Source organism: Hoeflea algicola (assembly GCF_026619415.1).
GTDB lineage: Bacteria > Pseudomonadota > Alphaproteobacteria > Rhizobiales > Rhizobiaceae > Hoeflea > Hoeflea algicola.
On sequence record NZ_JAOVZR010000001.1, the window covers coordinates 213,631 to 227,017 of the forward strand.

9 protein-coding genes and 1 pseudogene are annotated in these 13,387 nt (G+C 59.8%); 9 read left to right on the forward strand and 1 reads right to left on the reverse strand.

Annotated features, from left to right (window positions below):
• Positions 1 to 201: 201 nt before the first annotated feature.
• The 5 genes and pseudogenes from OEG84_RS01135 (at position 202) to OEG84_RS01155 (ending at position 7,792) form a co-directional block, all read left to right on the forward strand.
• The gene (locus tag OEG84_RS01135) at positions 202 to 1,767 is read left to right on the forward strand and encodes a Do family serine endopeptidase (RefSeq protein ID WP_267652033.1); all 1,566 of its coding nucleotides are present in this window, start codon (positions 202 to 204) and stop codon (positions 1,765 to 1,767) included.
• Between the two features lie 206 nt (positions 1,768 to 1,973).
• Positions 1,974 to 2,647 (forward strand): annotated as a pseudogene (locus OEG84_RS01140) (response regulator transcription factor); the annotation flags it as partial.
• A gap of 9 nt (positions 2,648 to 2,656) precedes the next feature.
• The gene (locus OEG84_RS01145) at positions 2,657 to 4,060 is read left to right on the forward strand and encodes a sensor histidine kinase (RefSeq protein WP_267656044.1); all 1,404 of its coding nucleotides are present in this window, start codon (positions 2,657 to 2,659) and stop codon (positions 4,058 to 4,060) included.
• A complete protein-coding gene (locus OEG84_RS01150) occupies positions 4,057 to 7,107 on the forward strand; it encodes a bifunctional [glutamine synthetase] adenylyltransferase/[glutamine synthetase]-adenylyl-L-tyrosine phosphorylase (protein ID WP_267652034.1) in 3,051 nt (1,016 codons plus the stop codon). The genes OEG84_RS01145 and OEG84_RS01150 overlap by 4 nt, the downstream gene beginning before the upstream one ends.
• A 286-nt stretch (positions 7,108 to 7,393) precedes the next feature.
• Entirely contained in the window at positions 7,394 to 7,792 is a 399-nt protein-coding gene (locus tag OEG84_RS01155) for a response regulator (RefSeq protein ID WP_267652035.1), read from the forward strand.
• A 27-nt stretch (positions 7,793 to 7,819) separates the two neighbouring features.
• Here the strand turns inward: OEG84_RS01155 and OEG84_RS01160 are convergent, their stop codons facing one another.
• Positions 7,820 to 8,908, reverse strand: a complete 1,089-nt coding sequence (locus OEG84_RS01160; RefSeq protein ID WP_267652036.1) for an ATP-binding protein — start codon at positions 8,906 to 8,908, stop codon at positions 7,820 to 7,822.
• A 257-nt stretch (positions 8,909 to 9,165) separates the two neighbouring features.
• On the opposite strand from OEG84_RS01160, the gene OEG84_RS01165 reads away from it, so the two are divergent.
• The 4 genes from OEG84_RS01165 (at position 9,166) to OEG84_RS01180 (ending at position 13,367) form a co-directional block, all read left to right on the forward strand.
• Positions 9,166 to 9,525, forward strand: coding sequence for a response regulator (locus OEG84_RS01165; protein WP_267652037.1), 360 nt, complete (start codon positions 9,166 to 9,168; stop codon positions 9,523 to 9,525).
• A 269-nt stretch (positions 9,526 to 9,794) separates the two neighbouring features.
• A complete protein-coding gene (locus OEG84_RS01170) occupies positions 9,795 to 10,964 on the forward strand; it encodes an alpha/beta fold hydrolase (protein WP_267652038.1) in 1,170 nt (389 codons plus the stop codon).
• Complete coding sequence (locus OEG84_RS01175; RefSeq protein ID WP_267652039.1) at positions 10,964 to 11,332, forward strand: SpoIIAA family protein; 369 nt, start codon at positions 10,964 to 10,966, stop codon at positions 11,330 to 11,332. Before OEG84_RS01170 ends, OEG84_RS01175 begins: the two co-directional genes overlap by 1 nt.
• Positions 11,333 to 11,549: 217 nt before the next feature.
• Positions 11,550 to 13,367, forward strand: coding sequence for a methyl-accepting chemotaxis protein (locus OEG84_RS01180; protein WP_267652040.1), 1,818 nt, complete (start codon positions 11,550 to 11,552; stop codon positions 13,365 to 13,367).
• Positions 13,368 to 13,387 lie beyond the last annotated feature (20 nt).

Here is a 13,387-nt window from a genome sequence, read left to right on the forward strand (position 1 = left end):
CCGGCTTGACAGGGGGCGCTGTCGACAATTGGTGGCGCCCGGCTAACGGACGTCGTGCGCAGTTGCGCAGATTATGGCACTGGCGCGGGGCAAACATTACAAAGGTTTAATGATCTGGAAAGCTTGTCGTAAGTGAAGGAGACCTATGTGTAACTGACAAGAGCCGAAACTCGGCTTTGCAGATAACAAAGAGGTTGAGCCATGTCGCAATCCCCCCGCAAGATTTCCAGGACCTTCCTGACCACCACAGCCATTGCCGGTATTGCCGCCGCGATGCTGGCTACCGGCGTTCCCGCGCCGACCGGCACTGCGCTCGCCGATGCGGTGCGCGTCGAAGCTCCTCAGGCCCCGAGCTTTGCCGATGTGGTTGAAGCGGTATCGCCGGCCGTGGTTTCCGTCCGGGTTCAGGCAAAGGTCAAGCAGGTTTCCGATGACAGTGCTTTCGGGTTTGATTTCAATGGCAAGGGTTTTGACGACCTGCCTGACGATCATCCGATGAAGCGGTTCTTCAAGGAATTCCGTCGTGGCTTCGGCGATGAACCGGGTGACGGAGACCGCCGTGCCGAGCGTGATCACCGCGGCCCCAAGGGCAAGAACCGTCCCGGACGTGTACGCCCGGTAAGCCAGGGTTCGGGCTTCTTCATCTCGGAAGACGGATTGTTGGTGACCAATAATCATGTTGTTGAAGATGGCTCCGCGTTTACCGTTATCATGGATGACGGCACCGAACTTGATGCCAAGCTGATCGGCCGCGACAAGCGTACCGACCTTGCCGTGCTCAAGGTCGAGGATGCCCGCAAGTTCACCTATGTTGATTTTGCCGATGATTCAAAGATCCGCGTCGGTGAATGGGTGGTCGCAGTCGGTAACCCGTTTGGCCTTGGTGGCACAGTCACCGCCGGCATCGTTTCGGCCCGAGGCCGTGACATCGGTGCAGGCCCTTATGATGACTTCATCCAGGTTGATGCCGCCGTCAACCGCGGCAATTCCGGTGGCCCGACTTTCAATCTCAACGGTGAGGTAATCGGTATCAACACCGCCATCTTCTCGCCGTCGGGTGGCAATGTCGGCATCGCCTTTGCAATTCCTGCCTCCACCGCCCGCGCAGTGGTCAATGATCTGATCAAGGACGGATCGGTCGAACGCGGCTGGCTTGGCGTGCAGATCCAGCCGGTCACTGACGATATCGCTGAATCACTCGGCCTGGCCGAAGCCAAGGGCGCACTGGTAACCCAGCCGCAGGATGGTGCACCCGCCGCCAAGGCAGGTATCGAATCTGGCGATGTGGTGACCGCGGTCAATGGTGACGCGGTCAAGGATCCGCGCGAACTGGCCAAAAAAATCGCCGCGATGGATCCGGGCAAGAGCGTCGACATCACCATCTGGCGCAACGGCAAGTCCGAAAGTGTCAAGGTTGAACTGGGTGAACTGCCCACGGACATGGCGTCATTGTCGCCTGACGAGGACAATGCACCTTCGGCCCCGCAGGCTGAGGCGACACTCGACAGCTTTGGCCTGACCGTGGTGCCGGCAGAAACCGGTGGCGGTCTGGTCATCACGTCGGTTGAGCCCGATAGCGTCGCCGACGAACGCGGACTTCGCGCCGGAGATCTTATTTTGGGCGTCAACAACCAGGATGTCTCCAAGGCCAGCGACATAGTGTCGATCATCGATGCGGCTGCCAAGAATGGCCGCAAGGCAGCACTGTTCCATGTCGAAAATGACAACCGCTCGCGCTTCGTCGCGTTGCCGATCGAACAGGGCTGATGTCCCCCCGGCTTTCGGTGACGCATTGCGCGCACCGAAAGCCGACACGCGGCGGGCTGCCCCCTATTGGCCCGCCGCGCCTGTCATTTTCCGCACGATATTTCCCCACGCCTTCTCGCCAGGCGATGCCCGCGCCTTTCGGTCGACAGCCTTGATCCCCAGGCGCCGAGCTTGCGGCTGGCGCGGCAGTCGCTAGGATCATTCTCATGAAGATTCTCATCATCGAAGACGATCTGGAAACGGCGGCCTATCTCTCCAAGGCATTCCGCGAGGCGGGGATCACCATCGATCACGCGAGCGATGGTGAGTCCGGTTTTTTCTCGCGTCGGAAAACGATTACGACGTGCTCGTGGTCGACCGCATGCTGCCCAAGCGCGACGGTCTTTCGATTATCAGTGAACTGCGCAGCAAGGGCGACGACACGCCAGCGTTGATTCTGTCCGCACTCGGCCAGGTGGATGACCGGGTTACCGGCCTGCGCGCCGGCGGCGACGACTATCTCACCAAGCCTTATGCCTTTTCCGAACTGCTCGCCCGGGTCGAAATTCTTGGCCGCCGCAAGGGCGGACGCGACCAGGAAACCGTCTACCGGGTGGGGGATCTCGAGCTTGACCGTTTGAGCCACGAGGTGCGCCGCGCCGGCCAGCAAATTCCGCTGCAGCCGCGCGAATACCGGTTGCTCGAGTATCTGATGAAAAACGCAGGGCAGGTGGTCACCCGCACCATGTTGCTCGAGCATGTCTGGGATTATCATTTCGACCCGCAGACCAATGTCATCGACGTGCATATTTCCCGTTTGAGATCAAAAATCGAAAAAGATTTTGACGAATCGCTGCTCAGAACCGTGCGCGGCGCCGGGTACATGATGAAAGCCGGGGGTGATGGTTCGATGATCCGTCTGCGCGCCATGCTCAGCACCACTGCGGTGCAGCTTTCGGCGCTTTACCTCGGCCTGTTCGCGCTCTGCGCGGTGGCGCTGGTGTTTTACGTTACCTCGATCTCGGTCGGCATGCAGCACGAGCGGATCCAGGCGGTAATCGGCAGCGAACTGCGCATTATTGGCGGCGCCTACCGCTCCAACGGCATCGCCGGACTGGTGCGTTCGATTGAGCGTCGCGCCCGCCAGCCCGGTGGCAATCTCTACGCAATCGCTTCACCAACCGGCGAACTGATTGCCGGCAACATTGCCGCCATTGCCCCGGGAGTGCTTGACGCCGAGGGCTGGACGGCATCGCCGTTTCGCTACGAGCGGCTTGGGGATACTGCCAGCGACGACCACCAGGCGCTGGCCCAGGTGGTGTTTTTGCCCAACGGCATGAGGCTCATGGTGGGCCGCGACATCGGCGAACGTGAACAAGCGCGCGGATTGGTTCGCCAGGCGCTCGTCACCGCGCTGGCGATCATGTTTGCCGGCGCACTGGGGATCTGGTTTTTTGTCGGCCGCCGCGCGCTCAAGCGCATCGATCACATGTCCGAAGCAAGCAAGAAAATTCTGGCCGGCGATCTGTCGCAAAGGCTGCCGGTGAACGGGTCGGGCGATGAGTTTGACCGTCTGAGCCTTTCGCTCAACACCATGCTGGGCCGGATCGAACGGCTCAATGAAGGGCTGCGCCAGGTCTCCGACAACATTGCCCACGATCTCAAGACCCCGCTGACTAGGCTCAGAAACCGTGCCGAGGCAGCGCTTGCCAGCGATGGTGGGCCGGAAGCCCAGCAGCAGGCGCTCGAACAGATGATAGCCGACAGTGACCAGTTGATCCGCACCTTCAATGCATTGCTGATGATCAGCCGGGTGGAGGCCGGATCTTCCACCGCGCGGATGAGCCAGGTGGATCTGTCGGGCCTGGCATCTGACGCCGCCGAACTTTACGAGCCGGTGGCCGAAGAAGAGGGGATCAGCCTGACCTCGGATATCGCATCGGGGCTGACGATTTCCGGCAACCGCGAATTGCTGGCACAGGCTTTGTCGAACCTGATCGACAACGCCATCAAGTATGTGGGTGATGGCGATGCTCCAACCATCAACATCAGGCTGGCGCGGGAAAAGGGAATGCTGCGGCTTTCGGTGATCGACAATGGTCCCGGGATCCCCGCCGACCGCCGTGAGGATGTGGTCAAGCGCTTTGTGCGGCTCGATGAAAGCCGTTCAAAACCAGGCACCGGACTTGGATTGAGCCTTGTCCAGGCGGTGGCCGCGCTGCATGGTGGGTCATTGGAACTCACTGACGCAACGCCCGGTGCCGAGATCAACCCCGGCCTGGCCGCGACCATGGCCTTGCCAGGGAAAACATGACCGAACCGCAAGCCCAAGACCGACACCAGGACAGCGCTCAGGACCGATTGATCGATCTCGCCGAAAGCCCGATCCGGGCGCAATCGGCCACTGCCGCCAAATCCGTGGCTGCCGATCTCAAATCGCTGGGCGCCGAACATCCCGCGATTGCCGAGTTGCTTGCCGCTAATGGTGCCGCGCGCGAGTTTGTGCTGGCGGCCTTGGCTCTGTCGCCCTATCTGCGCGAACTCGCGCTTGCCGACCCGCAAACACTGAGCCTGGCGCTGACCCAACCCGCGGCGGAACTTGTCTCCGAAACCATTGCCGGCGCCAGGGACTGCTGGCGCAACAGCGACGGAAGGCTGGCCAGCGAATCCGAACTGATGCGCGATTTGCGCCGCGCCAAGCGTCGGGTTGCGTTCACATTGGCGCTCAATGATCTGGCGCGGCTGATCGATTGCCGCATGACCACCTTGTCGCTGAGCATGCTTGCGGATGCGGCGCTGGGGGCTGCGTTCGACCACCTGCTGCGCGGCGCTCACAATTCTGGCAAGCTCAAGCTTCCGGACCCGGATCGCCCCAGCACCGATTCTGGCCTGATCGTGCTCGGCATGGGCAAGCATGGTGCCGGTGAGCTCAACTATTCCTCCGATATCGATATTGTCATCTTCTTCGATCCGGATGCCGGAATCGTCGTCGACCGCGAAGAGGCAACCGACACTTTTGCCCGCCTTGTCCGGCGGCTCGTGCGAATCATGCAGGAGCGCACCGGCGACGGTTACGTCTTCCGCACCGACCTGCGGCTGCGGCCTGATCCGGGTTCGACGCCGCTGGCGTTCCCGATGGAAGCGGCGCTCAATTACTATGAAAGCCGCGGCCAGAACTGGGAGCGTGCAGCCTTCATCAAGGCCCGTGCCGTGGCAGGCGACCAGTCCGCCGGCGAACGGTTCCTGGACGAACTTGTGCCGTTCGTGTTTCGCAAATATCTCGATTTTGCCGCCATTTCCGACATTCATTCGATCAAGCGGCAGATCCACGCCCATCGCGGCTTTGGCGACATTGCGGTCAAGGGCCATAATGTCAAACTCGGCCGTGGCGGCATTCGCGAAATCGAGTTTTTTGTCCAGACCCAGCAGCTGATCGCTGGCGGCCGCATGCCCAAGCTCAGACGCCGCCGCACCGACGAGATGCTGGTGGCGCTGGCCCGCGCCCGGTGGATCGACACAGTCACCGCACGCACGCTGGCCGAAAGCTATTGGTACCTGCGCGACGTCGAACATCGCATCCAGATGGTGCATGATGAGCAGAGCCATACTTTGCCTGAAACCGAGGCTGAACTTGCCCGCATTGCGCTGATGATGGGTGAGGCTGATACCGCGGCATTCGGCCAGACCTATGTCGCGGTCCTCAAGCGCGTCGAGGAATGCTACGCGGCGCTGTTCGAGAAGGAGGCGGGGCTGTCGGGGGCGGTCGGCAATCTGGTGTTTACAGGCGAGGATGACGACCCCGGCACGCTCAAGACGCTGGCTGAACTGGGGTTTGAACGTCCTGCCGACATCGCCCGCACCATCCGCACCTGGCATTATGGCCGCTATCGTGCCACGCAATCGGTCGAGGCGCGCGAGCGGCTGACCGAACTGACACCTGAACTACTCAGGGTGTTCGGCGCCACCAAGCGCGCCGACGAGGCGCTGCTGCGGTTTGACGCCTTCATCGCCGGGCTGCCGGCGGGCATTCAGTTGTTCTCGCTGATCGGCAGTAATCCGGCGCTGATGTCGCTGATGGTGACGATTATGGCGTCGGCGCCGCGGTTGGCCGAGGTAATCGCCCGCAAACCGCATGTGTTTGACGGCATGCTCGATCCGGGGTTGATGGCGGAACTGCCAACCCGGGACTATCTGGCAGAGCGGTTGGAAGCGTTCCTGCAAGGCGCCAGCGTTTATGAGGACATTCTCGATCGACTCAGAATCGTTGCGCTCGAACAGAAATTCCTGATCGGGGTGCGGCTGCTGACCGGAGCGATTACACCGGAGCGGGCTGCACGCGCCTTTTCCCACCTGGCCGATCTGATCATTGGAGCGGCGCTTGATGCTGTCCACCAGGGCATGGAGGAAGCCCATGGCCGTGTGCCCGGCGGCCGTGCCGCGGTGATCGGCATGGGCAAGCTCGGCAGCCGTGAACTGACGGCCGGCTCCGACATCGACATCATCCTGCTCTATGACCACGATCCGGATGCCGATGAATCCGACGGCCCCAAGCCGCTTGATCCTGTGCGCTATTACACCCGTCTGACACAGCGGCTGGTGGCCGCGCTTTCGGCGCCGACCGCGGAGGGCATTCTTTATGAGGTGGACCTCAGGCTGCGGCCTTCGGGCAACAAGGGCCCTGTGGCGACCTCGATCCGCGCCTTTGCCAAATATCAGGCCGAGGAGGCATGGACCTGGGAGCACATGGCGCTCACCCGCGCGCGCACGGTGGCTGGCGAGACCAGTCTGTGCGACCAGGCGCGGGCGCTGATCGACGAGGCGCTGGCGCGACCGCGCGAGGAGCGCAAGCTCAAGTCGGATCTTGTTGAAATGCGCGAACTGATCGAGCAGGAAAAACCACCACGCGATATCTGGGACGTCAAGCTGATTCCCGGCGGGTTGATCGACATCGAGTTCATCGCCCAATATCTCTCTTTGCACGCGCGCGCCAGCGGCTGGCTGCCTGACGATCAGGCCGGCAATGAGGTCGTTGCCGCTGTCGATCCCGCCACCGGGCAGGCAGCCCCCAGACCTGATCCCGGCGAGTGCACCGGCACTGACATAACTCTAAAGACTCTTGGGCCGCAGGCACTTGGGCAGGAAACAACCGAAGATCTACGCCGGGCGTTGGCGTTATGGAGCGGCCATGCACAGATCGTGCGGTTGTGCACAGAGGGCGCGTTTGCACCCAGCGAAGCACCTGCCGGCCTGATCGAGCTCGTCACCCGAACCGGCGAGGCGCCGGATATTGCCAGCCTGGAGGCCGATTTCAAGACCACTTCCAAACGCGTGCGTGCTTTGTTCAGGAAGATCACCGGATAGTAGCCGCGTCAGGCGTTGCACCGAGTTCTCGGCCATTCGCGGCCCGGCCGGTCATGCCGGGCCCTGCAGGGGCTGGGTTCGCGTTTGGCGGGCGTCGGATTCGACGTCCGCGTCCTTGTCTTGCTGATGTTTCCGTGCGAATCCGTGATCCTGTTATATGAAGGAATCGCGTAAAGCGGATCTGGTTTTTGGTTGGGCATCGTGGCATCAAACAGTGAAGTGCGCGGTGGCGACAAGATCGGGGAGTGACAGTGCTCAATTGCCTGCACCAGCCATCGGAGCTGACATGAACAAGAAGATCGTCGTGATTGATGACGACCAGTTTGACATTTCCATGCTGCGGCGCGGATTGGAGGCTGCTGAGATCGAGATCGACGTGGTCTCTGTCATCGATAGTCGCAGCGCAGTGCGCGTGATTCGAGACGAAAATCCCGATCTTGCCGTTGTTGACCTCAGCATGCCGCACCCGAACGGCTTTGTCGTACTGGCCGAAGTTCGCGCGGATGTTCATATTTCGCATATTAAGGCGCTGATTCTGTCTGGTTCGACCAGCGTTCATGACGAGCGGAAGGCTCATCAGCTTGGCGCGAACTGGTACAGGGTCAAGCCTGAAACACTCCACGGCTATCGCTTGTTGGCTGCAGAAATAAGTGAGTTTGCCGCCGCCGCACCGCGCCTGGAATAGATCGGCCGTTCTGGCTTGGCGTCTTGCCTACGAAGCGTCCGGACTGATCAGCAGCCGGGCATTGGCGGTCCAGCAAATGGTGGCACCGGGGTGGAGTTTCGGTTCGCCAATCCAAAGATGACCGCCCCGTGAGGCAACCAGTCGCGCGACCGTCGACAGGCCGAAACCTCTTTTATTATTGGAAGCCAGATCCTTGATCTGCTCTAGCGCGGTTTTGGGGTCAGCAAAGCCCGGACCGTCGTCGGAAACACGTATCTCAACCAGTTCGTCGCTTTCCTTCGATCGCTCCACTTCGATCTCCACTCTGGATGTTGCGTGCTTGAGCGCATTGTCCATCAGGTTGCGCAAGACCAGTTGCAAGGCCACAGGTTCTGTCTTGAGCGTCAGTGCCGGGTAGCTCACTTCGAAACGTGACATTGGATCGAGCAATGCCATCAGATCGGCACACAGATGCGCGAAATCGACTTCGCTGGTGTTGTCGGTCTCATCGATGAACGATTGCGCATGCAGTAGCACCTCGTCGACCTTCTCAAGGGCGCGAGCAGCCACATCCTTGATCATCGTCAGCAGTTCCTTTTTGCCGTCTCCCTGATCGATGAAGCCGTCTTCTGCTATTTCGGTGACCAGACGGATCTGTCTGAGCGGACCGCGCAGGTCATGGGCCGCCAGACCGGTAAAGGCGCTGACCTTCTCACTCAGTTTCTGCATTTCGACCAGCGACTCGAGGGCTTCGAACTGGCGGTGCTTGTATTCGGTGATATTTTCCGCCAGGCCGACGATGCCTATCACCCGGTCTTCGTGGTCGAACAGCGGGGACAGTGTTGTCAGCCACCAGATTTCGCCGGTTTCAAAGCCGAGCACCTCTTCATATTTATGGGCCGCTCGAAGCTCTACGCATCTGGCGTAGTTCGCCGTCACGGTGTCGGCAAACCGTTTTGGCAGCACGTCGTAGACGTTCTGGGCCTTGAGTTGATTGTTGCTCATGCCGATAGCCGAGGCGAGAAGCGCGTTGACACCCCGGAAAATGAAACTGCCATCCGTTTCGACGTCAAGGATGAAGGCCGGCACCTGCAAATGATCCATCAATTGCTCGAATTGCAGTCTGATGTCGGTCATGGGTCCTCATTTCGGATCCTGGTGGACAAGTCTTGCGGAGAAGATCCAAGTATCAATTAATACAACGGTCATGGGTTATTCGAAAGGGTGGGGAATTGCTCAATGATAGTTATACGGACAAATTCATCAATCGGTTCACACAAGTTTCGAGCAAGTCGGTACTGACATGTTGCTCACCATCGGAGCCGTGTGGGCCCGACTCAGGTAACCGCGTGTTCGAATAAGCCAGCGCGCTGACAGAGCATGCAGGGGGTTCCATGAAAAGTGTTTTGCTGATCGACGACGATCCCGTCCAGCACAAGATTCTGTCGTTTTTTCTCAAATCGAGTTTCGGTGAAGATTCCGATTTCACGTCTGCGTTCGATCTCGAAGAAGCGATCGATCATCTTGAGCAGCAGTCTTTTGACGTGATCTTTCTCGACAACCGTCTGGCTCCCTACAAGGACTACACCCATACCATCGACAGGATCAAAGCTGTCAGCCGCGACAGCTTGATCTATCTGATTTCGGCCGCGCGCGACCACGAAAAATTCGGTGACTACCAAACGCGCGGCATTCTCGGTGTGATTGACAAGTTCGAGCTTCGAGAATCGATTTCCAACGGCCTGCTGAGTTAAACTACGATCTGGATTGCGCTTCGCGCAGTCAGCGCTGCCCAGTGATAACGCTCGGTGCTGCGAATGGGTGGTGATGCTTGACCCGCCAACCGGTTCCGATCCTGGGATAGCGCGGCAAGCGGGCAGTGCTCCGCAATCGCAATTGCGACAGTGGTCTGCCGTATGTCAAATTTGATGCACAATGCAGGTCTATGAATCTTCTGTCTTATCGACGGTGTGATCGGCAAACCCGATGACGCTGGTTTACATATACTGACAAGGAAAAAAGCATGTCCGACCAGTCCTGCACCGCCCCGCGCCATGAGCACTCCGTACCGTGGTTCTGGCCGATGGCCGCCGCCATCGAAATGGAACAGGCGGGCATGAAGCTGTTTCGTGACAATCTTCGCTTTGTGGCCGAAGCAGAGAAGATACAATCCCCGCAGCCGCCGGAATGGGCCTCTGAAAACCGGATCGCGCTGGAACTGGATACGATGCGGATTCGCGATTTTTCCACCGGCGACAGCGATACGCTGCCGGTGATCATCGACGCCCCCTATGCCGGTCATTCCGCCACCATAGCTGACTATGCCAAGGGGCAGAGCCTGGTCGAAACCCTGATGCAATCGGGATTGTCACGGGTGTTGGTCACCGACTGGAAAGCGGCCACCGAGGCGATGAGTGATTATGATATCGATACCTATCTGGCCGATCTCGACCGGGCCGTCGATCACCTCGGCGGTCGGGTCGCGCTTGTCGGCCTGTGCCAGGGTGGCTGGCTGTCGGCGATGTATGCCTGCCGATTCCCAGGCAAGGTCGCGTCACTGGTGCTGGCTGGGGCGCCGATTGACACCGATGCCGGCGACGGCCCGATCAAGAAACTGGCGCATGCCATGCCGCTCAGCCTCTATCAGGAGATGGTTGCGGCTGGACATGGCCGGATGCTCGGAAAATACATGCTGGCGGGGTGGAAGAACATGCATCCGGGTGAGCAGTATCTGGGCAAGTTCCTCGATCTCTATGCCCATATCGAAAGCCGAAGCTATATCAACCGCACCGAACGGTTCGAGCGCTGGTACGAAAATCCACTCGACCTGCCGGGTGTCTATTATCTTCAGGCTATCGAGCTTCTGTTCAAGCAGAATCGCTTTGCAAAGGGGGAATTCACCGGACTTGGCCGCAAGCTCAATTTGAAGGACGTGACATGCCCTGCTTATCTGCTGGCGGGAGCGGAGGACGACATCACCACGCGGGAACAGGTGTTTGCTGCTGCCGATCTCTTGGGCACGCCGCAGACCGACATTGTCAAGCAACTGGTGCCTGGTGGCCATATCGGCTTGTTCATGGGATCGCGCACGCTCAAGGACGTGTGGCCCGGCATCGCTGAGTGGATTCTCACCAAGGGGGAACGGACCACCACAGCGGCGAATGAGGGCCAGCACAGAGGAGCAGCGAACTGATGATTGCGGTTCTTGAAGGCTATCCCGATGACGTGCTGGCGGTTTCGTTTAGCGGCACGGTGACGGCCAGCGATTATGAAACCGTGCTGGTTCCGGAGACCCGCTGGCGCGTCGACCAACATGGCACCATCCGCCTGCTTTGCCAGATGGGTCCGGAATTTGAAGCGATGGCGCCTGGTGCTATGTGGTCAGATACCAAGCTCGGCCTGTCGCGCTGGTCGGATTTCGAACGGCTGGCTTTTGTCAGCGACGTCGGCTGGTTGCGCGATGCGATCATGATCTTTGCGCCGGTCCTGCACTATCCAGTGCGCACATTTGCCAATGCCGAGTTTGCGCAAGCCCGCGCCTGGGTGCTGGAAGGCAAGTAGCCTTTCATCACGCTGGCCTCACGGATGGAGCTGCACGCGCCAGGTTTTTGGGGCAAAAACCCGGCATCCAACTAGGTGCCTGAGGGGGCAGAGACAAGTGTGTCAATTCGGCTCATGCGTCAATTCTCGCCTATCAGGTTTATGCAAAATTTAATTCTGCCTTACGATAACCGTCCCAACAAGAAACACATCCAGAATGGGTTGGGCCAGTACTATGATGAGCAATTTCAGGATATCGACGAGACTTTACGTGCTTGTCGGTCTAGCCTTGGCGGTGTTCACCACCGCAGCAGTTTACAAGCTTTACGATTCCCACGATTCGATGGTGACCGAGCGCAAGGCCAAGCTGAGCGCGCTCAATGAGAATGTCACCACCATGCTAGAGCATTTTTATGCCATGGAAACCTCCGGCGAGTTGACCCGCGAAGAGGCCCAAACCCGCGCGCTCGATGCGGTTCGGCCGATCCGCTATGAGGGCAACGGTTATTTCTGGATCAACAACATGGCCAATTTCATGGTCATGCATCCGATCAAGCCCGAACTCGAGGGCACCGATCTGGCTGGTTTCAAAGACCCGACCGGCAAGTATTTCTTCCGCGAATTCATCAAGGTGGTCAAGGCCGACGGCCAGGGCTTCGTCGACTACTACTGGCCCAAGCCGGGCAACGAGGAGCCGGTACTGAAATACTCCCACGTGGCCGGATTTGCGCCTTGGGGTTGGGTGATCGGCACCGGTGTTTATGGCGATGACCTGGCCGCGATGTTTCGCGACAATGCCATCAACACCGCGATCATCCTGGGCCTGGGCGCGCTGGCGATCATCCTGTTTTCGGTCGCCATCGTCCGCAGCGTCGTCACCCCGATCGAGCGGCTGAACGCGACGATGAATGCGATTGCGCAGGAAGATGTCAGCGGCGAAGTGCCCGAAACCGAACGCAAGGACGAGGTGGGTGAAATGGCTGCCGCGGTTCTGGTGTTGCGTGACAGTGTCCGTGAGCGTCTGCAATTGAAAGAGCGCGAAGTCGAACAGCAGCAGCATCTCGACAGCGAGCGTGGTGAAAGTGAACGGCGCCAACAACAGATCAACCAGACCCAAAGCGACGTCATGCACACGCTGGGCTCGGCGCTGGAGCGCCTGGCCGGTGGTGACCTGACCGTCAACATTGGCGAGATCGCGCCGGAGTACGCCAAGCTGCGCGATGACTTCAACAATGCGGTGATGTCGCTCGCCGATGTGATCGCCACGATTGCGCAGTCGACCGATGTCGTCAACGCCAGCGCCGACGGCATTTCCGAGGCCGCCAATAATCTGTCGATGCGGACCGAACAGCAGGCGGCGTCGCTGGAAGAAACCGCCGCAGCACTCGACGAGATCACCTCGACGGTGCGCAGTTCTTCCGAGCGGGCCAATGAGGCCAATCGGGTGGTCGAAGAGACCCGCCAGAGCACTGACAAATCAGGCCAGATCGTCAACAGTGCGATAACCGCGATGACCCGGATCAAGGATGAATCCGACCGGATCGGCAAGATCATCGGCGTGATCGACGAGATCGCCTTCCAGACCAACCTGCTGGCGCTCAACGCCGGTGTCGAGGCGGCGCGTGCCGGCGAGGCGGGCAGGGGCTTTGCCGTGGTCGCCCAGGAAGTGCGCGAACTGGCCCAGCGTTCGGCCACCGCGGCGCGTGAGATCAAGGAGCTGATCAGCAGTTCGGCCACCGAGGTCCAGTCCGGCGTGGCGTTGGTGAAGTCGACAGGCGAGGCGCTTGCTGAAATCGAAGCCTTCGTCAATCAGGTCAATGACCAGGTCAATTCGATCGCCACCGCTGCCCGCGAACAGGCCAGCGCCCTGGCCGAGGTCAACACCGCCATCAATCAGATGGACCAGATGACCCAGCAGAACGCGGCAATGGTTGAAGAAACCAGCGCGGCAAGCCAGACGCTGAGCCAGGAAAGTGCACAGCTGCACGGAATGTTGCGCAATTTCCGCCTGCCGCAGGACACTGCTGGTCACAAGGTTTCGGCCCGCGCCGCCTGAGCACAAAACTGACACCCCGC

Coding starts and splice junctions, on each gene's coding strand:
- OEG84_RS01160 (WP_267652036.1), bottom strand. CDS start 8,908: ATGACCGACATCAGACTGCAATTCGAGCAATTGATGGATCATTTGCAG.
- OEG84_RS01170 (WP_267652038.1), top strand. CDS start 9,795: ATGTCCGACCAGTCCTGCACCGCCCCGCGCCATGAGCACTCCGTACCG.
- OEG84_RS01175 (WP_267652039.1), top strand. CDS start 10,964: ATGATTGCGGTTCTTGAAGGCTATCCCGATGACGTGCTGGCGGTTTCG.
- OEG84_RS01135 (WP_267652033.1), top strand. CDS start 202: ATGTCGCAATCCCCCCGCAAGATTTCCAGGACCTTCCTGACCACCACA.
- OEG84_RS01165 (WP_267652037.1), top strand. CDS start 9,166: ATGAAAAGTGTTTTGCTGATCGACGACGATCCCGTCCAGCACAAGATT.
- OEG84_RS01150 (WP_267652034.1), top strand. CDS start 4,057: ATGACCGAACCGCAAGCCCAAGACCGACACCAGGACAGCGCTCAGGAC.
- OEG84_RS01145 (WP_267656044.1), top strand. CDS start 2,657: ATGATCCGTCTGCGCGCCATGCTCAGCACCACTGCGGTGCAGCTTTCG.
- OEG84_RS01180 (WP_267652040.1), top strand. CDS start 11,550: ATGAGCAATTTCAGGATATCGACGAGACTTTACGTGCTTGTCGGTCTA.
- OEG84_RS01155 (WP_267652035.1), top strand. CDS start 7,394: ATGAACAAGAAGATCGTCGTGATTGATGACGACCAGTTTGACATTTCC.